This is a genomic window from Kribbella jiaozuonensis, from assembly GCF_005233875.1.
GTDB classification, from domain to species: domain Bacteria; phylum Actinomycetota; class Actinomycetes; order Propionibacteriales; family Kribbellaceae; genus Kribbella; species Kribbella jiaozuonensis.
This window is the reverse complement of the sequence record NZ_SZPZ01000007.1, coordinates 115,889-139,499: the sequence shown is the minus strand read 5'-3', so window position 1 is coordinate 139,499 and position 23,611 is coordinate 115,889. Positions and strand designations below refer to the sequence as shown.

Below are 23,611 nucleotides of genomic sequence, written 5' to 3'. Positions count from 1 at the left end.
ATGCGCTTACCTAATGGCTACGTAAACATATCTGGACACCTTCCGGCGAAATCCAACAGAAAGCGCCAGGTGAGGCTATGACGTTGAGCAGAAGGCACTTCCTCGCGGTCGGCGGCTCCGCAGCCGCAGCCGCCGCGGGACTCACCGGCTGCGGCTCCCGCAGCTCACTGGGCGGATCGAACGAGCTCAGCATGTGGACATGGGTCGGCTCCGTCAACGACGGTCTGATCGGTCAGGCGGAGAAGGCGGTCCCGGGGTACGACGGCATCAAGCTGGCGATGACCCGGATCGGCAGCAACTACAAGACCAAGGTGCTGACCGCCCTGGCCGGCAAGTCCCTCGTCCCGGACATCGTCGCGATCAACGACGACGTCGCGACGTACTTCCCGAACGCCGACCAGTTCCACGATCTCAACGAGCTCGGCGCCAAGGACCTCGAGAAGGACTTCCTGCCCTGGAAGTGGAAGCTCGGGATCACGCCGGACGACAAGATGATGGCCTACCCGATGGACACCGGGCCGACCGCGTTGTTCTACCGGACCGACATCTTCCAGAAGGCCGGGATCGACATCGATCCCGCCGCGGTCGCGCAGCTCGCGCCCGACTGGGACACCTACATCCAGCTCGGCAAGAAGCTCAAGCAGTCCGTCCCCGGCTCGGCGATCACCGACAACATCACCGGCATCTACGGCTACCGGATGGCGCAGCAGTCGAAGCGCTACATGTCGGAGGACGGCCAGTACATCGGCGACCAGGACCACGTCCGGGAGGCCTTCGACCTCTCCGTCCGGGTGGTGAAGGAAGGGCTGTCGGCCAACGCACAGAACTCGACCGACAAGAACGCCGTCGTCACCAACGGCAAGCTCGTCGCGTACAACGCTGCGGTCTGGTGGGCGCAGCTAGGACCGAAGAACGCGGCCCCGAAGACCAAGGGACTCTGGCGGGTGACGGCGGCTCCTGGTGGCGCCGGCAACAAGGGCGGGTCCTTCCTGGCGATCACGAAGTACTGCAAGAACCCCCAGGCGGCTTTCGCGTTCATCAGCTGGCTCGAGTCGTCGAAGAACCAGGCCCAGGCGTTCCTCGACCCGGTGCTGTTCCCGTCCACGCCCGCGACGTACACGGACAAGACGCTGACCGCGCCCGACCCGTTCTTCGGCGGGCAGCAGATCGTCGACGTGTTCGCGGACTCCGCGAAGAAGTACCCGGGCGCGTACTTCTCGCCGTACGACACGATCATCGACACGCCCATCAGCTCCGAGCTCGTCAACATCGAGGCGGCCGGCAAGGACCCCGACCAGGCCTGGGCCGACGCCCAGCGCCAGGTACAGCGCGAACTGACCCGAGCGGGGGCGATCTGACATGGCAGTCACCAGCAAAGCCGCCCCGGCCGCAGTGACCACGGCCGCCGCGACAGCCGACAAACCGCCGAACAAGTACAAGCAGGCGATGCCGCAGTACGCCGCGGTCGCGCCGTTCTTCATCCTGTTCGCGATCTTCGGCGCGTTCCCGGTGCTGTTCTCGATCTGGATCTCGTTCCACTCCTGGGACGGCATCGGGCAGATGAAGTGGGTCGGCCTGGAGCAGTACCACTACCTGCTCACCGACGCCACGTTCTGGAAGACGATCGGCAACACGCTGATCATCTGGGTGCTGTCCACCGTGCCGATGCTGCTGCTCGCGCTGGTCATCGCCAACGCGCTGCACAACGCGACCCGGCTCCGCACCTTCTACCGGATCGCCTACTTCATCCCGAACGTCACCTCGGTGGTCGCGATCACCCTCGTGTTCGGCTCGATCTTCAGCAACAACTTCGGCCTGCTGAACGCGTTCCTGCAATCCATCGGCGTCGGCCAGGTCGAATGGCTCACCTCGCCGTGGGGCATCAAGATCGCGATCGCAACCATCGTCACCTGGCGCTGGGTCGGCTACAACGCGATCATCTACCTCGCCGGACTGCAGGCGATCTCGGCAGACGTCTACGAAGCCGCCAAGGTCGACGGCGCGAGTCCACGGCAGACGTTCTGGCGGATCACCGTGCCGATGATGCGGCCGGTCATCCTGTTCACCGCGGTCACCTCGACCATCGGCGGACTGCAGATCTTCACCGAGTCCCGCGTGCTGTTCGGCGACACCAACAACATCGGCGGACCGGGCGACGCCGGCCTGACGATCGTCTCGTACCTGTACCAGTCCGCGTTCATCAACAACCAGTTCGGGTACGGCGCCGCCGTCGGCTGGGCGCTGTTCATCCTGATCGTGCTGTTCAGCATCATCAACTGGCGGCTGATCGGCGGCAACGACGACGAACGCCTGACCCGACGCGCCGCTCGGCGGGTGGAACGCAAGATCGCAGCCCAGAATGCCAAGAGGGAGGCCGCAGATGTCCATTGAGCGCCTACGCACCGCCGTCGGCCACGTCGTGCTCATGCTCGGCGTCCTGGTCTCGCTCTTTCCCTTCTACTGGATGGTGGTGATGGCGTCCAACACGACGCCGGACATCTTCACCTACCCGCCCCGGCTGTGGATCGGATCCCACCTGTTCGAGAACATGGGCAAGGTGCTCGACAACATCGACTTCTTCGGGTCGATGCTGCTCACCCTGATCGCCTCGCTCGGAGTGACCGTGCTGGTGCTGTTCTTCGACTCGCTCGCCGCGTTCGCGTTCGCGAAGTACGACTTCCCCGGCCGAAACGTCCTGTTCGCGATCCTGCTCGCGACCTTCATGATCCCGACCCAGCTGTCGCTGGTCCCGCAGTTCGTCACACTCGCCGAGTTCGGCTGGATCGGCTCGCTGAAAGCACTCATCATCCCCGGCGCCGCGAACGCGTTCGGGATCTTCTGGATGCGCCAGTACGCCCGCGGCGCGATCCCCGACGAACTCATCTCGGCCGCCAAGGTCGACGGCGCCGGCTTCTTCCGGCAGTACCTCACCGTCGGTCTGCCGGTACTGCGGCCCGGGCTCGCCTTCCTCGGCATCTTCACGTTCATCAACGTCTGGAACGACTACCTCTGGCCGCTGATCGTGATGACCGACCCGAACCGCCTCACCCTGCAGGTCGCCCTCGACCAGCTCAACGGCATCTACGGCACCGACTACTCGATGGTGATGGCCGGTGCCCTGATGAGCGTCATCCCCCTGATCGGCGTCTTCCTGATCGGCGCGCGTTCGTTCATCGCCGATCTGGCGGCAGGCGCCATGAAGTTCTGACCTGAAACCAACAATCACAACGGGACTCCTTTTGACTGACCAAACGCTCCGCTGGGGCATCCTCGGCACCGGCAACATCGCTTCCCGGTTCGCCAGCCAGGTGCCGACGTCGAAGACCAACGAGGTCGTCGCCGTCGGCAGCCGGTCCCTCGACTCGGCCAACGCCTTCGCCGACAAGTGGGACATCGCGCACCGGCACGGCTCGTACGACGACCTGCTCGCCGACGACACCGTCGACGCCGTCTACATCGCCACCCCGCACCCGATGCACGTCGAGTGGGCGATCAAGACCGCCGAAGCCGGCAAGCACGTGCTGTGCGAGAAACCGCTCGCGATCAACCGGGCCTGGTCCGAGGCGATGATCGAGGCCGCGGTACGCAACAACGTCTTCCTGATGGAAGCGTTCATGTACCGGTGCCTGCCGCAGACCAAACTGGTCGCCCAGCTCGTCCGCGACGGCGAGATCGGCAAGGTCCACCAGATCCAGGCCACCTTCGCGTTCGCGGCGGGCTTCCGGCCGGAGTCCCGGATCTTCGCCGACGAACTGGCGGGCGGCGGCATCCTCGACGTCGGCGGCTACCCGGTCTCGTACTCGCGGCTGATCGCGGGCATCGCGGCTGGGCAGCCGTTCGCCGACCCGGCCGCCGTCAGCGCGGTCGGACACGTCGGCGAGACCGGCGTCGACGAATGGACGGTCGCCACGCTGTTCTTCGACGGCGGCATCACCGCGCAGGTCAGCACCGGCGTACGGCTCAGCGACCAGAACCAGGTCCGGATCTACGGCAGCGAGGGGTACCTCGTCGTCGAGGACCCGTGGTTCGGCGGCGACGGCAAGCCGAACCACGTCACCCTGCACAAGGTGGGGGAGGAGCCGCGGGACATCTCCGCGGAGCCCGCCCTCATCTACGCGGCCGAGGCCGAAGCGGTGCAGGCGGCGATCCAGGCCGGCGCGCAGGAGGCGCCGGAGATGAGCTGGGCCGACACGCTCGGCAACCTCACCGTCCAGGACCAGTGGCGGGCCGCGATCGGGCAGCAGTACGCGAGCGAGCGGGACGACGCGACGATCCCGACCGCGACCGGACGTCCGCTGGCCCGGCGCGACGACGCCCCCATGACGTACGGGAAGGTGGCCGGCCTGGACAAGGACGTGTCCCGGCTCGTCATGGGCGTCGACAACCAGCAGACGCTCCCGCACGCCGCGGTCATCTTCGACGACTTCGTCGAACGCGGCGGTACGACGTTCGACACGGCCTACATCTACGGCGGCGGACGCGGTGAACGTCTGCTCGGGCAGTGGATGAAGTCCCGCGGCAACCGCGACGAGGTCGTTGTCATCGGCAAGGGCGCGCACACGCCGTACTGCGACCCCGAGTCGATCACGCGGCAGCTGAACGAGAGCCTCGAACGGCTGCAGACCGACCACGTCGACCTCTACCTGATGCACCGCGACAACGAAGAGATCCCGGTCTCGGAGTTCGTCGACGTCCTCAACGAGCACTTCAAGGCCGGCCGGATCAAGGCGTTCGGCGGCTCCAACTGGTCGCTGGAACGCTTCGACGCGGCCAACGCGTACGCCGAGGCGAACAGCAAGCAGCCGTTCACGCTGCTCAGCAACCACCTCAGCCTCGCCCGCGCGTACGACGTACCGTGGGCCGGCTGCCGGCACGTGTCCGACGACGAGTCGCAGGCCTGGCTGCGCGAGCGGCAGGTCGCGCTGTTCCCGTGGTCGAGCCAGGCCCGCGGGTTCTTCACCGGACGCGCCAAGCCGGAAGACACCTCGGACTCCGAGCTCGTGCGTTGCTTCTACTCCGACGAGAACTTCCGCCGGCTGGACCGCGCGCGGGAGCTCGCGAAGGCCAAGGGCGTCGAGCCGACCGCCATCGCTTTGGCATGGCTGCTGCACCAGCCGTATCCTGTATTTCCGCTGATCGGGCCGCGTCACATCAGCGAAACCCGCACCTCGACACCGGGACTTTCGGTGTCGCTGACCGAGGACGAAGTGGCCTACCTCACGTCCTGAAGCCGAGTCTGAGCCGAATTGGTGGCTCGCTGACACCCATGTAACATGGTCTGTCGGTGTCACGACCCTGAACACGGAGAATCATGTCTAAGAAGTGCGATGTCTGCGGCAAGCAGCCGACGTTCGGCAACAGCGTTGCCCGTCTGGGTAAGGGCGCGATGATCCGGCGGGTCAAGGCTCGTACGCCCCGCCGTTTCAACCCCAACATCCAGCCGGTCCGGGCGATCATCAAGGGAACCCCGACCAAGCTGAAGGTCTGCACGTCCTGCATCAAGGCCGGCAAGGTCCAGCGCGTCGTCGGCTGATCCCCAGCTTTAACTCCGTGTAGGGCCTTTCGACTAGGCGCCCGGGAAACCTCCCGGGCGCCTAGTCGTGTTTGCGCGCCACCACCGTGATCTCGTTCCGGTTGTGATGCAGTTGCCGCGCATGCAGTACGTCGTACCGCTCGCGCAGGACGTCGATCCCGCGCCGCGCGCCGTCGAGCGGGTTCTTGCCGCCGCCCTTCAACGTCACGATCGCCAGACCGCCGCGACGTAACTGAGCCGCCGCGTCCAGCATCATCCGGGCACTCATCAGCTGGTCCATCCGCATGTCGTTGACCACCACGTCGAAGCGGACCCGGTTCGCCGCGAAGAAGCGGCCCGCGGTCGTCGCCTCATGATGGATCCGCCGATCACCGCGCAGCCGCGGATCCAGCGAACCCGGATCAACCGACCACACCTCCTGCCCGTGCTGCCGCAGGATCCGCGTCCAGCCACCCGGCGAAGCACCCAGATCGACCGCCTTCCCACCGGCCGGCAGCTCCAGCCCGAAGGTCGCGATCGCCTCCTCCAGCTTGAACTCCGACCGCGACACCCGCTCGTCCCCACGAGCCAGCCGCATCCGCCCACCCGGCCAGTCCGACAAGCTGTCCGCCAGCCGGTTCACGCCGATCAGCAACTGCTTCCCGGCCACGACTCCGGACACGACGACGTCCTGCCCGGACCGCGTGCTCGTCACCCCGCGGCTCGCTAACGCGTCCACGATCAGGTGGTGGTACGAGCCGCCGGTGCCGTCGACCCACGTCTGCACCGCGACCGACTTCGCCGAGATCTCCTCGAGGAGCGTCGTCGCGAGCTCGGACTCGGTCGGCAGGTCGTCCAGCGGATAGCCCGCGACCTCCCGGGTCAGGTGCCGGACGAACATGATGCGGCCTTCGTCACACGCCGCCGCGAACTCCTCGACCGGTACTGCGGTATCCGCCAGCCGCGCCACCTCGGCCCCGAGCCGCTCGAACCGGTGCTCGCCCGGGAACGCCTCGCGGATCTCCCGGACCGCGTACCGGTAACTGTCGGACGCGAACGAGAACAGAACGGAGCGAGGCACAGCACATGGTAAACGGACCCGTACTAACCTTCCGGGCGTGGAGGAATTGACCGTCGAGGTGTTGCGAGCCTGGGCCCGGACCGCGCTGGCGGAGCTGGCCCGCGCCCGGACCGAGATCGACGAACTGAACGTGTACCCGGTGCCGGACGGCGACACCGGCACCAACCTCTACCTGACCTGGGAAGCCGCCTGCGACGCGCTGCCCAAGGGCGAGCTGACCTTCACCGAGGCCATCCAGGCCTTCGGCCGCGGCGCCCTGCTCGGCGCCCGCGGCAACTCCGGCGTCATCACCTCCCAGCTGATCCGCGCCTGCGGCCTCCGCCTCGACGAGAACCTGCCCCGCAACCGCGAGAACGGCGTACTCGCCGACCCCCGGATGAGCGAGCCGGCCGCCTTCGCGGACGCGCTCAAGTACGCCGCCGACGCCGCGTACGGCGCGGTCGCCCAGCCCGTCGAAGGCACCATGCTGACCGTCGCCCGCGCGGCCGCGACCGGCGCGATGACCGCCGCGAACGACGGCAAGACCCTCGCCGACGTCTGCCTGGCCGCCGTCGCGTCCGCCCGGCAGGCCCTCACCAAGACCACTGAGCAGCTCGACGTACTGCGCCGTGCCGGCGTGGTCGACGCCGGGGGAGCCGGCCTCGTCGTGATCCTGGGCGCGATGGAGTCGGTACTGACCGGCCGTCACGTGCGGGTCGACGTACCGGCCAGGGTCGAACCGCAGGGCGAGAGCGCCGAGAGCGAGGACGGACCGGCGTACGAGGTGATGTACCTGCTCGACGCGCCCGACGACAAGGTGGGCGACTTCCGGCAGAGCCTGGCCGCGCTCGGCGACTCGGTCGTCGTGGTCGGCGGCGACGGCCTCTGGAACGTCCACGTCCACACCGACGACGTCGGCGCCGCGATCGAACACGGCATCGACATCGGTCGCCCACACCGCATCCGCGTCACCCACTTCGCCGACCAGACCCACCACCACGAACCGGCACCAGGCCGCGCGGTGATCGCCGTCGTCGCCGGTGACGGGCTGGCCGACCTGTACGCCGAGGCCGGCGCCCGGGTCATCCGCGGCGGACCCGGCCGGCGATGCTCGACCGGCGAACTGCTGCAAGCGATCGAACAATCCCAGGCGCCCGAGATCGTCATCCTGCCCAACGACCAGGACTCGATCGCAGTCGCCGAGGCCGCCGCCACCGCCGCTCGCCAGGACGGCATCCGGGTCGCGGTGATCCCGACCCGCGCGCAGGTCCAGGGCCTGGCCGCGATCGCCGTCCACGACCCGGAGCGCAGCTTCGACGACGACGTCGTACACCTGTCCGCGGCCGCCGGGCAGACCCGGCACGGCGCGGTGACGATCGCGATCAAGGACGCCTGGACGATGGCCGGCCGCTGCCGGATCGGCGACGCGCTCGGCGTGGTCGACGGAGACTTCGCGCTGATCACGGACGACCTGGAGACGGCCGCGGTCGGGGTCGTCGACCGGCTGCTCGGCGGCGGAGGCGAGCTGCTGACGATCGTCACCGGCCGGGACGCGGACCCGGCGCTGGCCGAGGCGGTCGAGCGGCACGTCCGCCGGCAACGCAAAGATGTCGACGTCGTGGTGTACGACGGAGGGCAGGACAGGTACCCGCTGCTGATCGGGGTGGAATGAAGACCGACATCGACCGCAAGCTTCGCGACTTCCTCGGCGCGAAGACGGCCAAGACCTTCGCCGACGTGCTCGAGATCGAGACCGTCGGCGAGCTGCTGCGGCACTACCCGCGGCGGTACCTGAAGAAGGGCGAGCTGACGCCGTTCGACGAGCTCGAGGTCGGCGACCAGGCCACCGTCAACGGCCGGGTCAAGAAGGTCACCGTGCGGTCCCTCGACACCAAGGCCGAGATCCCGCTCGCCGACGTCCAGCGGTGGACCCGTCGGAAGACGCTGACCAAGGTCGTCGTCACCGACGGTCGGCGCGACCTGGAGTTGGCGTTCTTCAACCAGCCCTGGCTGGCCACCAAGCTGACGCCCGGCACCGCCGCCCTGTTCTGGGGCGAGGTGACGATGTTCCGCGAGACCATGCAGCTGAAGAGCCCCGGCACCGAGATCCTCGACGAGGAAGACCTGACCGAGGCCGAGATCGAACGCCGGGCCAGGCCGTTCCGACCGCTCTACCCGGCCACCGCGAAGTTGCCCACCGCAACGATCGAGCGGTCGATCAAGATCGTGCTGGACAGCCTGGACGAGCGGCTCGACGACCCGATCCCCGAGCTGATCCTCCGCAACGAGAGGCTGCTCGGTCTGCGGGAAGCCTTGCAGAAGGTGCATCTGCCGGACACCGAGAAGGACATCAGCGACGCGCAGCAGCGGTTCCGGTTCGAGGAAGCGTTGGTCATGCAAACGATTCTTGCCCAGCGGCGGGCGGTGACGGACGCGCTGAACGCCGTAGCGCGGCCGCGCGTCGAGGGTGGTCTGCTCGACGAATTCGACCAGCGACTGCCGTTCGAGCTGACCGAGGGACAGGCCGAGGTGGGGGAGGAGATCTTCGCCGACCTGGCTCGACCGCACCCGATGCACCGGCTGCTGCAGGGCGAGGTCGGCTCAGGCAAGACCGTGGTCGCGATGCGGGCGATGCTGTCCGTCGTCGACAACGGCGGCCAGGCGGCGCTGCTCGCCCCGACCGAGGTGCTGGCCGTCCAGCACCACAAGACGCTGACGAAGATGCTCGGCGATCTGGCCGAGCAGGGGATGCTCGGCGGCGCGGAGCACGCGACCAAGATCGGTCTGCTGACCGGTTCGCTGAACGCGGCAGGACGCCGTACGGCGATGCTCGATGCGGCCAGCGGTGCCGCCGGGATCGTGGTCGGGACGCATGCGCTGCTCGAGGACAAGGTGCAGTTCGCGGATCTCGGGCTGGTCGTGGTTGACGAGCAGCACCGGTTCGGCGTCGAGCAGCGGGCCGCGCTGAGCGCGAAGTCCGGCGACAACACCCCGCACGTGCTGGTGATGACCGCGACGCCGATCCCGCGGACCGTGGCGATGACGGTGTTCGGCGACGTCGCGGTCTCCACGCTGACCCAGCTCCCGGCGGGGCGGTCGCCGATCCAGTCGTCGGTCGTCCCTGCCAAAGAGAAGCCCGAGTGGCTGCAGCGAGCCTGGACCCGGGTCCGCGAGGAGGTCGGCAAGGGGCATCAGGTGTACGTCGTGTGCCCGCGGATCGGGGACGAGGTCAAGAACGCCGGCGACGAGGAAGGCGAGCTCCTCGAGACCGATGAAGGCGGGAAGAAGCAGGCGCGGCCGCCGATCTCGGTCATGCAGGTCGCCGAGGCGCTGGGCGAGATCCTGTACGACCTGCGCGTCGAGATCCTGCACGGGCGGCTGCCGGCCGAGGAGAAGGACGCGGTGATGTCGCGGTTCGCGGCCGGCGATATCGACGTACTGATCGCGACCACCGTGATCGAGGTCGGTGTCGACGTACCGAACGCCTCGACGATGGTGATCATGGACGCCGACCGGTTCGGCATCTCCCAGCTGCACCAGCTCCGCGGGCGGGTCGGGCGAGGCAAGGTGCCCGGCTTGTGCCTGCTGGTTACGGATCTGTGGCCGGGGTCCAAGTCGTACGGGCGACTGGACGCCGTCGCGTCCACGACCGACGGCTTCGAGCTGTCCCGGATCGACCTGGAGACCCGGCGCGAGGGCGACGTCCTCGGCGTGGCCCAGTCCGGCCGCCGGACCAGCCTGAAGCTGCTCAGCGTGCTCCGCGACGAGGACATCATCCTCGCCGCACGGCATGTGGCGAACTCGATCGTCTCGGTGGACGCGGAGCTGGCCGAGTACCCAGTGCTTCGGTCGGTCGTACGCAGCGCCCTCGAGTCGGAGACCACCGAGTACCTGGAGAAGACGTGACGCGGATCGTCGGGGGAGCGGCCGGCGGGCGGCGGATCGCCGTACCGGCGGGGAGTGGGACGAGGCCGACCGCGGATCGGGTGCGGGAGGCGCTGTTCTCGTCGCTGGAGTCGGAGTTCGGCAGCTTCGTCGGACTGGCCGTGCTCGACCTGTACGCAGGATCGGGCGCGATCGGGCTCGAAGCGCTGTCCCGTGGTGCGACGAACGTGATGCTGGTCGAGTCGGACCGGCGGGCCGCCGACGTGATCGCGGCCAACATCAAGGTCGTCGGGCTGCCCGGTGCGAAGCTCGTGACACGCCCGGTCGAGAAGATCACTGCGGGTGAGGTTCCGGCCGAGTTCGACCTGGTGTTCGCGGACCCGCCGTACAAGCTGGAGACCACCGAGCTGCAGGACGTGCTGACCGACCTGGCCGCGCGCGGATGGTTGGCCGACGACGCGGTGGTGGTCGTCGAGCGGGGGAAGCGGGAGCCATGGGAGTGGCCGGAGGGGTTCGCCGCGCTGCGAGATCGCAAGTACGGCGAGGCGCGGCTTTGGTACGGTCACCGGCATGGCTAAGGCGGTCTTTCCCGGGACCTTCGACCCGCCCACGGTCGGGCACCTCGACATCGTCACCCGGGCGGCCGCCGCCTTCGACGAGCTGATCGTCGCGACCGGGGTGAACCAGTCGAAGAACCGGCTGTTCGAGCCGCAGGAGCGGATCGAGATGCTCACCGAGCTGATCGCGCCGTTCCCGAACGTGCGGATCGGCACCTTCGACGGGCTGCTGGTCGACTACTGCCGGGCCGAGGGCGCCGGCGTGATCGTGAAGGGGCTGCGCTCGGCCGCCGACTACGATTACGAGCTGCAGATGGCGCAGCTGAACCGGCGGATGACCGGGGTCGACACCCTCTTCTTCCCGACCGCTCCGGAGAACAGTTTCATCTCCTCCAGCTGGGTCAAGGAGATCGCCCGGCTCGGCGGCGACGTGAGCACGTTCGTGACACCGGCCGTTCACTCCCGGTTACTGGACAAGCTCTAGCTGACCCCGAATTGGGCGCAGCGCCGCGGAGTTGGTAATGTAGAGCACCGGTCTCGACGAGACCGAGTTCTTGCCTGCCCACGCCTGAAAGGTTCGCTCTGAGCGTCTTGGACCCGCGGTCCCCACTCGTGATCGATACGCACGAGCTGACACGCCGCGCCGGGTCCCAACGCGAAGTCACTTTCACGGCGCCGGCGCCGGCAGATCTCGGAATCGACGTGATCGGCGTCCCCGAAGGCGATCCGATCCAGTTCGATCTACGGCTGGAATCGGTGGTCGAAGGGGTGCTCGTCACCGGTACGGCCCGTGGCCGTCTGGTCGGGGAGTGCGCGCGGTGCCTGGTCGATATCGAGGACGAGTTCCTCGCTGACGTCCAGGAGCTGTACGTCTACCCGGAGAGCGAAGCCGAGCCGGACGAGGCCAGCCGGATGGAGGGCGATCTGATCGACCTCGAGCCGGTGCTGAGGGACCAGGTGGTGCTCGCACTACCGTTCCAGCCGCTGTGTACGGACGACTGTCCGGGTCTGTGCCCCGACTGCGGGGCACGCCTGGCGGACGAGCCCGGCCATCAGCACGAGGACGGTGTCGACCCGCGCTGGGCCGCCCTCGGCGGTCTGCTCCAGACCGACGAACCACCGCAGCACAACTGAACACCAACGTCAGCTAGCCGGCCGGGTCCACCAGCCCCCGGCCGAACCGAGGAGTCATAACCGTGGCCGTTCCGAAGCGGAAGATGTCGCGCAGCAACACCCGTAGCCGCCGGGCCCAGTGGAAGACCACTGCCCCGTCGCTGGTGACCTGCGTGAACCCCGCCTGCCGCGCGAAGCACCTGCAGCACACCGTTTGCCCCAACTGCGGCCAGTACGGCGCCAAGGGCGAGCGTCGCCAGGTCGTCGAGAGCTAAACGGCACCAACCCAGTGAACTCTGCCAACGAAACGGGGCTCTACGCCGAGCTGAACCAGCGGCTCGGCGTATCGCTGGCTGACGAATTGCTGGAGCACGCCTTCACCCACCGCTCGTACGCGTACGAGAACGGCGGGTTGCCGACGAACGAGCGGCTGGAGTTCCTCGGGGACTCCGTGCTCGGCGTCATCGTCACGGAGTCGCTGTTCCGGAACCACCCGGACCTGTCCGAGGGCCGGCTGGCCAAGCTACGGGCCGCGGTGGTCAACATGCGTGCGCTCGCGGGTGTCGCCCGCGAGCTCAAGCTCGGCAAGTACCTGCGGCTCGGCCGCGGGGAGGAAGCGACCGGCGGCCGGGACAAGTCGTCGATCCTGGCCGACTGCGTCGAGGCGCTGATCGGCGCCGTCTACCTGGACCGCGGGTTCGAGACCGCGGGCCTGGTGGTGCACCGGCTGTTCGACGACCTGATGGAGTCGTCGGCGCGGCTCGGCGCCGGCCTGGACTGGAAGACGTCGCTGCAGGAGCTGGTCGCCCAGCTCAGCGTCGGCGTCCCGGAGTACGTAATCGCGGAGTCCGGGCCGGACCATGCCAAGACGTTCGAGGCTCGGGTCCGGATCGGCACCGACACGTACGGTCACGGCATCGGCCGGAGCAAGAAGGAAGCCGAGCAGCAGGCCGCCGAGACCGCCTGGAAGGCCCTGCGCGCGGCGCATCCCGACAGCACGGACCCCTCGCAGCAGCCCTAGGTGCCCGAGCTTCCTGAGGTAGAGGTCGTCCGCCGGGGGCTGGCGGAGTTCACCACCGGCCGCACCATCGACGCGGTCGAGGTGCTGCATCCCCGCCCGGTACGGCGTCATGCCGCCGGGCCGGACGATTTCGTCGCCCGGCTCAAGGGCCAGGTCTTCGCCGAGCCGGCCCGCCGCGGGAAGTACCTGTGGCTCCCGCTGGAGTCCGGGGACGCCGTACTCACCCACCTCGGGATGAGCGGCCAGTTCCGGGTCCAGCCGGTCGGCGCTCCCGACGAGCCGCATCTCCGGGTCCGGTTCCGCTTTGCGGACGACCTCGGAGAGGTCCGTTTTGTGGACCAGCGGATGTTCGGTGGTCTGTCGTACTCCGAGGGCGGTGCCGAGCTGCCCGCCGAGATCGCCCACATCGGCCGGGATCCGTTCGATCCTCTGTTCGATCCGGAGACGGTGACGGCGAAGATCCGGCGCCGCAGGACCGGGTTGAAGCGGGCGTTGCTGGACCAGACCGTGGTCAGCGGGATCGGCAACATCTACGCCGACGAATCGTTGTGGCGGGCCAAATTACACTACGCCCGTGCGACGGAAGCCCTGAAACCCGTGCAAATAAAGGGGATCCTGCACGCCGCCCACGAGGTGATGGCCGAGGCGCTGACCGTTGGTGGCACCAGCTTTGACGCCCTGTACGTCAACGTGAACGGGGAATCCGGGTACTTCGAGCGCGGCCTGAACGTCTACGGACAGGAGGGATCGCCGTGCCCGCGGGACGGCCGGCCGATCCGTCGCGAGCCGTTCATGAACCGTTCGTCGTACCGGTGCCCGAAATGTCAGCCGGTTCCGCGCCACGTTCGCTGGTGAGCGAGGTATCGTTAATAAACGTGGCCCAGGTTGACCCGTCGCCCCCGCCGGTGTCACCCTGAAAGACGGCACACATTTTCAGCGCTCCTTCATGACCAGGACCTGGAGCGCACCCGGCCAGAACCCTTCCGGAGGACAGCACAATGGCCAAGGCTCTTCTAGGGCATCTTGGAGGCACTGACCCGCGCATGCTCGAGCAGGTTCGTCTGCTCAACCGGCGTGTCGCCGACCTGGAGGCGCACGTGATGCGTCTGCAGGCAGAGAACGACCACCTCGTCGCACAGATTCACGAGGGTCGCCTGCTGACCGTCGACGAGGCTCTGCGCGCCCCCGCTTCGGTCTGAGGACCCTAGCCGCGACAAGAGAGAATTGCATCTCGACCGTCCGCACAACCACGGCGGTGGCCCCCGTCCGGGCCTCCGCCGACTGCGTTTTTCGACAAGTACTGCATGTTCATCTTCTGTTGCCCTGACAGCCGGCCCCTTCTTCACCGGTCGGCCTCCACAAGTTCACGCGCATCTGTTTGTAGACTGCGCAGCGGAACTACTTCCCCCGGGTAGCGGCACGAGCAGTTACGACGGTTCCTTAGGTATCGTCTGTCCTTTCACGGGTTGGAGAGCTTCGCCTTGTACCTGAAGAGCATGACGCTCCGGGGATTCAAGTCGTTCGCGTCCGCGACGACGATGAACTTCGAACCAGGCATCACCTGCATCGTCGGACCCAACGGCTCCGGCAAGTCGAACGTCGTCGACGCACTGGCCTGGGTGATGGGTGAGCAGGGCGCGAAGTCGCTGCGCGGCGGCAAGATGGAGGACGTCATCTTCGCCGGCACCTCCGGCCGCGCCCCGCTGGGCCGCGCCGAGGTGGTGCTCACCATCGACAACACCGACGGCGCGCTGCCGATCGAGTACGCCGAGGTGACGATCAGCCGGACGATGTTCCGCAACGGCGGGTCCGACTACCAGATCAACGGCCAGAACTGCCGGCTGCTCGACGTCCAGGAATTGCTCAGCGACTCCGGTATCGGCCGCGAGATGCACGTCATCGTCGGCCAGGGCCAGCTCGACTCGATCCTGCGCGCCACGCCCGAGGGCCGGCGCGGGTTCGTCGAGGAGGCCGCCGGGGTCCTGAAGCACCGCAAGCGCAAGGAAAAGGCGATCCGGAAGCTGGAGGCCACCGAGGGCAACCTGCACCGGCTCGGGGACCTGATCGCCGAGATCCGCCGCCAGTTGAAGCCGCTCGGGCGCCAGGCGGAGGTGGCGCGCCGGGCGGTGACGATCCAGGCGGAGGTCAGGGACGGCCGCGCGCGGCTGCTCGCCGACGACATCGTCCAGGCCCAGTCCGCGCTCGAGGCCGAGCTGCGGGACGAGGCCGCGCTGACCGAGCGCCGGTCCGAGACCGAAGCGAAGCTGCGGGAGGCGCGCGAGCTGGAGGCCGAGCTCGAGGACGCGCTCCGCGAGGACGCGCCCGCGCTGCAGGCCGCCCAGGACACCTGGTACCAGCTGTCCGGCTTCGGCGAGAAGATCAAAGGTACGGCGCGGATCGCCGCGGACCGGATCCGCTCGCTCAACGACGAGGCCGACGACGGCCCGCGCTCGGGGCGGGACCCCGAGGAGCTCGAGCTGGAGGCGGCCCGGGTCCGCGAGACCGAGGCGCAGATCGAGGCCGAGGTCGAGGCGCACTCCGAGCTGCTCGCCGAGTCCGTCGAGCGTCGCCAGCAGCTGGAGTCCCAGGAGGCCGAGGAGGAGCGCCGCATCTCCGCGCTGATCCGGGCCGCCGCCGACCGCCGCGAGGGCCTGGCCCGGCTGACCGGTCAGGTGAACGCGATGCAGAGCCGGGCGGCCGCCGCCGAGTCCGAGATCGGCCGGCTCGCGAGCAACATGCACGAGGCCGAGGTCCGCGCCGCCAAGGCGCAGCACGACTTCACCGCGCTGGAGACCCAGGTCGCCGGGCTGGACGCCGGTGAGAAGGGGCTCGACGACCAGTTCGAGGCCGCCCAGGCGGTGCTCGACGAGATGGATGAGCGGCTGGCGAAGCTGCGGGCCGAGGAGCGTGACGCCGAACGCGAGCGCACCGGTCTGGCCGCGCGCAAGGAAGCGCTCGAGCTCGGTCTGAACCGCAAGGACGGCGCCGGTGCCCTGCTGGCCGCCTCCGAGCAGGTCAACGGCCTGATGGGCTCCGTCGCCGCGCTGCTGAGCGTCCGCGCCGGGTACGAGACCGCCATCGCGGCCGCCCTCGGCGAGGCCGCCGACGCCGTCGCAGTCACCCACGCCGACGCCGCTCTTCAGGCGGTCGGCCACCTGAAGCAGCACGACCTCGGCCGCGCCGGGATGCTGCTCGGCGACGCGCCCGCCGACGACTACTCGATGTGGCCGGTGCTCCCGTACGGGGCGTCGTACGCCGTCGATGTCGTGGAAAGCCCGGAGACGCTGCGGCCCGCGCTGCGGCGGCTGCTGCGCAAGGTCGCCGTGGTGGACGACGTACCGGCGGCGCAGTCCCTGGTGCGGAATCTGCCCGATGTCACGTGTACGACGCGTGCGGGCGACGTACTGGGTGCGCATTTCGCGTACGGCGGGTCGGACGCGGCGCCGAGCCTGATCGAGGTGCAGTCCGCGGTCGACGAGGCCTCGGAGAAGCTGCTCGAGGCGACGGCGCGGAGCGAGCGGTTGCGGTTCGAGCTGCAGGGGCTGGAGGACGAGCGGGCCCGGCAGAAGGAGTCCGTCGAGATCACGCTGGCCCGGCTGCACGAGTCCGACGCGGCGATGGCCGCCGTGGCGGAGCAGTTGGCGCACTTCGGGTCGCTGGCGAAGGCGTCCCGCGGTGAGGCGCAGCGGATGGGCGAGGCGATCGCTGCGGCCGAGGAGGAGCGCGACAAGAACCTGTCCGGCCTGGCCGAGCTCGAAGAGCGGCTGCTGGACGCCGAGGCGTTCGACGACGACGGTGACGAGCCGGACACGTCGGAGCGCGACCGGCTGGCCGACGCCGCCAAGGCAGGGCGTGCGACCGAGATGGAGGCCCGGCTGGCGCTGCGGACCACCGAGGAGCGGGCCCGGGCGCTGTCCGGCCGGGCCGACTCGCTGGAGCGTGCTGCTCGCCAGGAGCGCGAGGCGCGGGCGCGAGCGATCGCCCGGGCGGCGCGGCGTGCACGGCAGGCAGACGCGGCGCAGGCTGTACACCTGGCTGCTGGTCACGTGCTGGCCCGGCTGGAGTCGTCGCTGCAGCAGGCGGCGGCTGAGCGGTCGGCGATCCAGGCGCAGCGGGCCGACCGGGAGCAGGCGCTCTCGCAGGCCCGGTCCGCGACCCGGAACCTGAGCTCCGAGCTGGAGCAGCTGACGAACACCGTCCACCGGGACGCGCTGGCGCGGGCCGAGCAGAAGATGCGGCTCGAGCAGCTGTACGAGAAGGCGCTGGGCGAGCTCGGGATCGAGGTCGAGGCGCTCGTCACGGAGTACGGACCGGACCAGCTGGTGCCGCCGCTGCCCAAGGACGGTGACGACGGCACGCTGGAGCTCGAGGGCGAACCGTTCAACCGGACCAAGGTGGAGAAGCGGCTGAAGCAGGCCGAGCGGGCGCTCAACCAGCTCGGCAAGATCAACCCGCTCGCGCTCGAGGAGTTCGACGCGATGGAGGAGCGGCATCGCTTCCTGTCCGAGCAGCTCGACGACCTGAAGAAGTCCCGCCGCGACCTGATGGACATCGTCAAGGAGGTCGACGAGCGGGTCGAGCAGGTCTTCACCGAGGCGTACCGCGACGTCGAGGTCGCGTTCGAGCACGTGTTCAGCCGGCTGTTCCCGGGCGGTGAGGGCCGCCTGGTCCTGACCGACCCCGACGACATGCTCGGCACCGGTATCGACGTCGAGGCCCGCCCGCCGGGCAAGAAGGTCAAGCGGCTGTCGCTGCTGTCCGGTGGTGAGCGCTCACTGGTCGCGGTCGCGTTCCTGGTCGCGCTGTTCAAGGCCCGTCCGTCGCCGTTCTACATCCTCGACGAGGTCGAGGCCGCCCTCGACGACACGAACCTCGGCCGCCTCCTGGAGATCTACGAGGAGCTCCGCGAGAACAGCCAGCTCCTGGTCATCACCCACCAGAAGCGCACGATGGAGGTCGCCGACGCGTTGTACGGCGTCACCATGCGCGGCGACGGCGTGTCCTCGGTCATCTCCCAGCGGATCCGGGAGCCCGAACCCGTCTAGGCCGTGATCGTCATCGACGCGAGCTGGTCGTCGGCGATGGCGAAGGTGAAGTGGGACGGGCCGTTGAAGCCCTTCCCGCCTACCTGCGTGAGGATCGTCAGCGGGCTGCCGGCGACGGTGACCTGCGTGTCGGTGAAGGTGGCCTGTTTGCCGATCAGTTCGTTCTGGCTCCAGGAGCGGATCTGGTCGGGGCCCCGGAACTCCCGGCCCCAGTCGTTGACGTAGCCGTCCGGGGCGAAGGCTGCCACGAACGCGTCGTTGTCCTGTTCGTCGATCGCGGTGAGCGCGCGCTGGACCGCTGCAGGGATCTCCATGGTGGCGACGATAACCCCTCCGGATTGAACCGGTCCGTGCATCCGTACGTGTGGCGGGGTGACGGACGGTCAACCAAGGAGGGTCTGATGAAGCGACTGGGCAGTGTGGTCGGCATAGTCGGTGTCGCGGTGCTCGGCCTGGCTGGGCTGACCGCCTGTGGCAGTAACGATTCGAGCTCAGGTTCCAGCAGCTCGGCGCCCGCCGGCCAGCCGGCCGCAACCGGCGCGAAGCTGGCGACAGCCGATGTCGGCGGGCTGGGCAAGGTCGTTGTCGACGGCAACGGACGGACCGTGTACGTGTTCGACAAGGACACTTCGGGCAAGTCCAACTGCGAGGGCGACTGCCTGGCCAAGTGGCCGGTGGTGGCTGCGGGCGACGGTACGCCGCAGCTCACCGGGATCGACGCCTCGCTTATCAGCACGGTCACCCGCTCGGACGGCACCAAGCAGCTGGCGATCAACGGGCTGCCGCTCTACCTGTTCGCCAGTGACAGCGCTGCCGGTGAAGCCAAGGGCCAGGCGGTCGGCGGTGTCTGGTGGGTTGTCGGCGCGGACGGTAAGAAGATCACCACCCAGCCGGCCGGCTCCGGCAATGGCGGTTACTGAGTCGACGTGTGCTGCCCTGGTGTGGGCGCCTGCTGATGCCGGTATCGTGCGGTCGGTGGGTGACACCCCAGGGCCGCACGACGCCGAGACACTGATCCGCACGCTGTACGCCGAACACGGGCGCAGTCTGCTCGCCTACGCGACCCGTCTCACCGGAGACCGGGCCGCGGCCGAGGACGTCGTACAGGAGACATTGGTCCGGGCCTGGAAGCACGCCGGGGACCTGACCACCGGCAGAGGGTCGGTGCGGGGCTGGCTGCTGACGGTGGCACGCAACATCGTCACCGACCGCGCCCGGGCCCGGGCGGTGCGTCCGGCCGAGGTGGCGGACGTGGTGGACAAGCCGCCGGTGCAGAGCGACCACTCCGAATCCGTGGTGAACACCATGGTCGTGATGGATGCCCTGGACAAGGTGTCGCCCGAACACCGTGAAGTACTCGTGCAGCTCTACTACCGCGGGCGGTCCGTGGCAGAGGCTGCCAAGGAGCTGGGTGTCCCACCCGGTACCGTGAAATCGCGTTCCTACTACGCCCTCCGAGCTCTGCGCGCGGTGATGGCCGGATCTGAAGCGGAGGTGTCCCGATGAATGAGCATGACCGTACGCAACTCGGCGCCTACGCGTTAGGTGCCCTGGAACCCGGTGAAGTCGCAGAGGTTGACGAGCACCTGGCCACGTGCGCGGAGTGCCGCGCCGAGCTGGCCGAGCTCGAGGAGATGAAGGACTTCCTCGGTGAGGTCCCGCCGGAGGCCTTCCTGGAAGGCCCGCCGGAGGGTGGCGACCTGCTGCTGCAGCGCACGCTCCGCGAGGTTCGTGAGACGTCGCCGGAGCCTGTTGTCGTCGAGGCTCCGGCCAAGCGGCGCAGCTCCCGCTGGCTCATGGTGGCCGCCGCATTCGTTCTGGTCGCCGGTGCGCTCGGCGGTGGAGTTGCACTCGGCCGGTCCACGGCACCACCGCAGGCAGCGGAGCCCGCTGCCGGCTACAAGGAAGTCACCGCGACCGATACGGCCACTGGCGCCACCATGGCGACGACGGTCGAGCCACGGACCGGTTGGAGCTGGGTGCAGGTGCAGGTCAAGGGCCTGACGGCCGGAGACCAGTGTCAGCTCCTCGTCACCGACAAGACCGGTAAGACCTGGACGGCGGGCAGCTGGGTGGTGTCGGAGAAGGCGGCCAAGAACGGCAGCACGTTCGGCGGTGGTGTGCTGGTGCCGCTGGATCAGGTGCAGTCCGTGGAGATCAGGACACTGCAGGGGAAGCACGTCGTCACGACAACGATCTGAAAGTAGTTGCGGGACACGAGAGGATGGGGCCGTGGCTACTACTACCTCTACTGCGTCCGAGGACCTGCGGGAGCGCCGGAAGAACGCGGCGGACAACTGCGAGCGCTGGCTCGGCAACCGGCGAGTGCCGGCGCCGGACCGGCTACAACGGCTCTCGGAGGTCGCCACGGACGACCTCGTCGACATGTACGGCAACGGCGGCGAGGTCGCGGCGCTGGAGCAGGAGGTAGCGGACCTGCTGGGCAAGCCGGCTGCAGTGTTCCTGCCGACCGGCATCATGGCGCAGCAGAGTGTGCTCCGCGTGTACGCCGACCGCGCCGGGACGAGCCGGGTCGCAGTACACGGGCTGTCTCACCTCCTGGTGCACGAGCTGAACGCGCTGGAAGAGGTGCACCACCTGAGGATCGAGCGGCTGACGTCAGAGCCACGCCAGCCCCGGCCGGACGAGCTGGCCGCGATCCCGGGCAAGTTGGCCGCGGTCACGCTGGAGCTGCCGCTGCGCGACGCCGGGTACGTGCTGCCGACCTGGGACGAGCTGGTCGTCTTCTCCGAGTACTGCGCCGAGCGCGGCGTACCGCTACACCTCGACGGCGCCCGCCTCTGGGAGAGCACGCCGTACCTCGAGCACAGCCTGGCTGAGATCGCTGCGCTGGTCTCGACTGTCTACGTGTCCTTCTACAAGGTGCTCGGCGGTATCAGCGGTGCTGCGCTGGCCGGGCCTGAGGATGTCATCGCCGAAGTACGCCGCTGGCAGCGCCGGCTCGGCGGCAACCTCTTCTCGCTCTTCCCGTACGCCGTCTCCGCGCGCGATGGTCTGCGGACCGTGCTCCCGCTGATGGACGACCTGCACCAGCGCGCGGTAGAGCTCGCAATGGCCTTGCAGAGCGAGGGTTTCCGCGTCTTCCCGGAGCCGCCGCACACGAACTCGTTCCGCCTCTACGCACCCCGTGCCGCGGACGCGATCGAGCGTACGACGGTCGAGCGGATGGAGCGGACCCGCGAGGCGTTGTGCCCGCCGTGGCAGCCGGCCGACGTGCCGGGGTGGTCGTGGATCGAGGTCGTGGTGACGCCGCACTCGCTGACCTGGCAGGTCGACGAAATCGCCAAGGCGTTCGGGGAACTTCTGACGCGGTGAACGCGTCAGGCACTGTGTTAGGTGTGGGGATTCGGGGAGTGAAGTGCTGACATTCGTTGTGACGATGGTTGTTCTGCTGGTTCTGTCGGGCCTGGTGCTGCTGGCTGTGGCAAGGGGAGAAGGTAAGTACTTCGGGTAGTGTCGCGGGGCATGAGGCGGCTGATCTTCCAGGAGTACGTGACGCTCGACGGGTACGCCGCCGGGCCTGATGGGGGACTGGAGTTCTTCGACTCCATCGCGGACGGTGGCGACGCCGACGACGACAATCTTCAACTGCTCGAGAGCATCGACACGATGCTGCTCGGCGCCGAGACGTACAAGTTGTTCGCGAGCTACTGGCCGACCGACGCGGCGGCGGACCAGCCGGTCGCGCCGAAGCTCAACTCGCTGCGGTTGGTTGTCGTGTCGACCAGACTCGAGAGCGCGCCGTGGGGGTCGTACGAACCGGGGCTGGTGGTCCGTGACCTCGACGCGGTGCGTGCGCTCAAGGCCGAGGACACCGGCAAGGACATCATCTTGTGGGGCAGCATCATGCTGTTCCAGTCGTTGCTGCAGGCCGGACTGGTCGACGAGGTCCAGCTACGCATCTGCCCGATCCTGCTGGGTGCGGGTAAGAGCGCGTTCCCCGATAGCGATTCGCCGGTGCAGTTGGAGCTGATCGAGGCGCGTCCGTGGGCGGACGGCGGCGTACTGGTGCGGTACCGGCCGACTAGCTGACCGCGTCCACGATCGCCTTCACGATCGGGGCGGCGATGGTGATCGTCGGCAGGACCAGGAGCGTGACTGCCCCGGCGTACGTCAAGGTGGCGAGCACGCGTTCGTCAGGAGCAGGGCCGGCCAGCCGCTCGACCCGGAGGACCGTGGCGGACTTGGCGGCCGCCAGTGCCGCTTCAGGTGCCGGTGAGCCGGCCAGCGCGACCAGTGCGCGAGCCAGTGGGCGTGGACCGTTCCGGCGACGGGCGTCGTCGTCAGCCAGCAACTCCACGAGGGTGCGGGCCTGCTCCAGTGCCACGTCGCTGCGCACCCAGCGCGGGAACGCATGATGCAGCGCAGTGAACTCCTCCAGCACCAGATCATGACGTGCGCGGAGATGCGCCTGCTCATGCGCCAGTACTGCCTTCAGTTCGCTGTCGTCCAGCCGGTCCAGCGCACCGACCGACACAACGACCCGTGCGCCTCGCAGTGCGGGCAGGCAGTAGGCCAGCGGAGTCTCCTCGGCCAGCACGCGCAGCCCGGGGATCAGGCCGTCCGGTGTGGCCAGTACGTCGACGAGATCGCGGTGCCGTTTGCGACGTGCCCTGGTGCCGATCGCCACCCGTCCGACCGCCCACAGCAGTCGCACCACGACCAGTGCGGTCATCGCGAGGATCAGGGCGGCCACCAGGTCCCGTGGTGACGACGGATCGAACTTCGGCTGACCAGGCTCGCCCGCGATCGAGTACGAGAGCGCGATGCCGGCACCCAGCGCAGCCAGTGCGGCGGCCAGCGCGATTGCCTGCCAGAGGATGACCGCCGCGCGGGGGACCCGGTAGGGCCAGTTGGAGCGAGCCAGCAGGGCCGGTGCCGGGCCGGTCAGCACCAGCGCCAGGACGGCCAGCAGGACCGGGGTGATCACCCCGTCTGCTCCTGGCTGTCCAGCCGGGACAGGGCTTCGCGCAGTAGAGCTGCTTCCTCGTCGGAGACCTGGCCGACGAACCGGACCAGGGCCTCGCGGCGGTCGCCGGCGCGGTCGAGGGCGTCGCGCATCAGGTCGGCGGCCAGCTCCTCGCGTGGGGCGGCGGCACGATAGCGCCAGGCCTTGCCGTCGCGTTCGCGCTCGGTGAGCTTCTTCTTCGCCAGCCGGTCCAGGACGGTCATCACCGTGGTGTAGGCGAGCTCCCGGGTGCCGGTCAGCTGCTCATGCACTTCGCGCACGGTCAACGCCGTCGGGGCAGCCCACAGCTGCTCCATCACCAGGCGTTCCAACTCACCCAACCGGCGTGGTGCCTTGTCCTCACTCGCCACGTGACCAGTATAACTACACGTCGTAGTAGATCCGCGCTAGCATCTACTACGAAACGTCGTAGATGGCTGGGGAGGCCC

24 protein-coding genes are annotated in these 23,611 nt (G+C 68.5%); 20 read left to right on the top strand and 4 right to left on the bottom strand.

Going from position 1 to position 23,611, the window contains the following annotated elements:
• The first annotated feature begins 77 nt into the window (after positions 1-77).
• The 5 genes from FDA38_RS39175 to rpmB all read left to right on the top strand — a co-directional run bounded on the left by FDA38_RS39175 (position 78) and on the right by rpmB (position 5,533).
• On the top strand, positions 78-1,358 hold the full coding sequence (locus tag FDA38_RS39175; protein WP_137259259.1) for an ABC transporter substrate-binding protein: 1,281 nt from the start codon (positions 78-80) through the stop codon (positions 1,356-1,358).
• A gap of 1 nt (position 1,359) precedes the next feature.
• Positions 1,360-2,391, top strand: a complete 1,032-nt coding sequence (locus FDA38_RS39170; RefSeq protein WP_137259258.1) for a carbohydrate ABC transporter permease — start codon at positions 1,360-1,362, stop codon at positions 2,389-2,391.
• The gene (locus tag FDA38_RS39165) at positions 2,381-3,208 is read left to right on the top strand and encodes a carbohydrate ABC transporter permease (protein ID WP_137259257.1); all 828 of its coding nucleotides are present in this window, start codon (positions 2,381-2,383) and stop codon (positions 3,206-3,208) included. Before FDA38_RS39170 ends, FDA38_RS39165 begins: the two co-directional genes overlap by 11 nt.
• A 31-nt stretch (positions 3,209-3,239) precedes the next feature.
• The gene (locus FDA38_RS39160) at positions 3,240-5,228 is read left to right on the top strand and encodes an aldo/keto reductase (RefSeq protein ID WP_137259256.1); all 1,989 of its coding nucleotides are present in this window, start codon (positions 3,240-3,242) and stop codon (positions 5,226-5,228) included.
• An 83-nt stretch (positions 5,229-5,311) separates the two neighbouring features.
• Complete coding sequence (gene rpmB / locus FDA38_RS39155) at positions 5,312-5,533, top strand: 50S ribosomal protein L28 (protein ID WP_134124328.1); 222 nt, start codon at positions 5,312-5,314, stop codon at positions 5,531-5,533.
• 61 nt (positions 5,534-5,594) lie between these two features.
• Here rpmB and FDA38_RS39150 read toward each other — a convergent pair whose 3' ends face one another.
• Entirely contained in the window at positions 5,595-6,593 is a 999-nt protein-coding gene (locus tag FDA38_RS39150; protein ID WP_137259255.1) for an SAM-dependent methyltransferase, read from the bottom strand.
• 37 nt (positions 6,594-6,630) lie between these two features.
• On the opposite strand from FDA38_RS39150, the gene FDA38_RS39145 reads away from it, so the two are divergent.
• The 10 genes from FDA38_RS39145 to smc all read left to right on the top strand — a co-directional run bounded on the left by FDA38_RS39145 (position 6,631) and on the right by smc (position 18,193).
• A complete protein-coding gene (locus FDA38_RS39145; RefSeq protein WP_137259254.1) occupies positions 6,631-8,244 on the top strand; it encodes a DAK2 domain-containing protein in 1,614 nt (537 codons plus the stop codon).
• Positions 8,241-10,478 carry an ATP-dependent DNA helicase RecG gene (recG, locus tag FDA38_RS39140; protein WP_137259253.1) on the top strand — a complete coding sequence of 746 codons (2,238 nt, stop codon included), beginning with the start codon at positions 8,241-8,243 and terminating at the stop codon, positions 10,476-10,478. The genes FDA38_RS39145 and recG overlap by 4 nt, the downstream gene beginning before the upstream one ends.
• Positions 10,475-11,035: a 16S rRNA (guanine(966)-N(2))-methyltransferase RsmD gene (gene rsmD, locus FDA38_RS39135; protein ID WP_137259252.1), complete on the top strand. Its 561-nt coding sequence runs from the start codon at positions 10,475-10,477 to the stop codon at positions 11,033-11,035. The genes recG and rsmD overlap by 4 nt, the downstream gene beginning before the upstream one ends.
• Complete coding sequence (gene coaD / locus FDA38_RS39130) at positions 11,028-11,498, top strand: pantetheine-phosphate adenylyltransferase (RefSeq protein WP_137259251.1); 471 nt, start codon at positions 11,028-11,030, stop codon at positions 11,496-11,498. The genes rsmD and coaD overlap by 8 nt, the downstream gene beginning before the upstream one ends.
• A 128-nt stretch (positions 11,499-11,626) precedes the next feature.
• Positions 11,627-12,148, top strand: coding sequence for a YceD family protein (locus tag FDA38_RS39125; RefSeq protein ID WP_233715191.1), 522 nt, complete (start codon positions 11,627-11,629; stop codon positions 12,146-12,148).
• A 62-nt stretch (positions 12,149-12,210) separates the two neighbouring features.
• Entirely contained in the window at positions 12,211-12,402 is a 192-nt protein-coding gene (gene rpmF / locus FDA38_RS39120; protein WP_130387616.1) for a 50S ribosomal protein L32, read from the top strand.
• Positions 12,403-12,416: 14 nt separating this feature from the next.
• Positions 12,417-13,148 (top strand): ribonuclease III, encoded by a 732-nt coding sequence (rnc, locus tag FDA38_RS39115; RefSeq protein ID WP_137259249.1) that lies wholly within the window; start codon positions 12,417-12,419, stop codon positions 13,146-13,148.
• Positions 13,149-14,003 carry a bifunctional DNA-formamidopyrimidine glycosylase/DNA-(apurinic or apyrimidinic site) lyase gene (gene mutM, locus FDA38_RS39110; RefSeq protein ID WP_137259248.1) on the top strand — a complete coding sequence of 285 codons (855 nt, stop codon included), beginning with the start codon at positions 13,149-13,151 and terminating at the stop codon, positions 14,001-14,003. It begins immediately after the preceding gene.
• Positions 14,004-14,191: 188 nt separating this feature from the next.
• A complete protein-coding gene (locus FDA38_RS39105; RefSeq protein WP_233715190.1) occupies positions 14,192-14,347 on the top strand; it encodes a hypothetical protein in 156 nt (51 codons plus the stop codon).
• A 297-nt stretch (positions 14,348-14,644) separates the two neighbouring features.
• Entirely contained in the window at positions 14,645-18,193 is a 3,549-nt protein-coding gene (gene smc / locus FDA38_RS39100; protein ID WP_137259247.1) for a chromosome segregation protein SMC, read from the top strand.
• Here smc and FDA38_RS39095 read toward each other — a convergent pair.
• The gene (locus FDA38_RS39095) at positions 18,190-18,507 is read right to left on the bottom strand and encodes a nuclear transport factor 2 family protein (RefSeq protein WP_137259246.1); all 318 of its coding nucleotides are present in this window, start codon (positions 18,505-18,507) and stop codon (positions 18,190-18,192) included. The two genes, smc and FDA38_RS39095, sit on opposite strands and share 4 nt — an antisense overlap.
• A gap of 87 nt (positions 18,508-18,594) precedes the next feature.
• Here FDA38_RS39095 and FDA38_RS39090 point away from each other — a divergent pair, with 87 nt between their 5' ends.
• The 5 genes from FDA38_RS39090 (at position 18,595) to FDA38_RS39070 (ending at position 22,246) form a co-directional block, all read left to right on the top strand.
• Complete coding sequence (locus tag FDA38_RS39090) at positions 18,595-19,113, top strand: COG4315 family predicted lipoprotein (RefSeq protein WP_137259245.1); 519 nt, start codon at positions 18,595-18,597, stop codon at positions 19,111-19,113.
• Between the two features lie 55 nt (positions 19,114-19,168).
• Entirely contained in the window at positions 19,169-19,699 is a 531-nt protein-coding gene (locus FDA38_RS39085; RefSeq protein WP_233715189.1) for a sigma-70 family RNA polymerase sigma factor, read from the top strand.
• Positions 19,696-20,394 (top strand): anti-sigma factor family protein, encoded by a 699-nt coding sequence (locus FDA38_RS39080; protein ID WP_137259243.1) that lies wholly within the window; start codon positions 19,696-19,698, stop codon positions 20,392-20,394. Before FDA38_RS39085 ends, FDA38_RS39080 begins: the two co-directional genes overlap by 4 nt.
• Before the next feature lie 31 nt (positions 20,395-20,425).
• Complete coding sequence (locus FDA38_RS39075; protein ID WP_137259242.1) at positions 20,426-21,529, top strand: threonine aldolase family protein; 1,104 nt, start codon at positions 20,426-20,428, stop codon at positions 21,527-21,529.
• Between the two features lie 150 nt (positions 21,530-21,679).
• Positions 21,680-22,246, top strand: a complete 567-nt coding sequence (locus FDA38_RS39070; protein WP_137259241.1) for a dihydrofolate reductase family protein — start codon at positions 21,680-21,682, stop codon at positions 22,244-22,246.
• Here FDA38_RS39070 and FDA38_RS39065 read toward each other — a convergent pair.
• Together FDA38_RS39065 and FDA38_RS39060 are read right to left on the bottom strand one after the other, a co-directional pair.
• On the bottom strand, positions 22,239-23,144 hold the full coding sequence (locus FDA38_RS39065) for a M56 family metallopeptidase (RefSeq protein WP_137259240.1): 906 nt from the start codon (positions 23,142-23,144) through the stop codon (positions 22,239-22,241). The genes FDA38_RS39070 and FDA38_RS39065 overlap by 8 nt on opposite strands.
• The gene (locus FDA38_RS39060) at positions 23,141-23,533 is read right to left on the bottom strand and encodes a BlaI/MecI/CopY family transcriptional regulator (protein WP_137259239.1); all 393 of its coding nucleotides are present in this window, start codon (positions 23,531-23,533) and stop codon (positions 23,141-23,143) included. The genes FDA38_RS39065 and FDA38_RS39060 overlap by 4 nt, the downstream gene beginning before the upstream one ends.
• Positions 23,534-23,611: the final 78 nt, after the last annotated feature.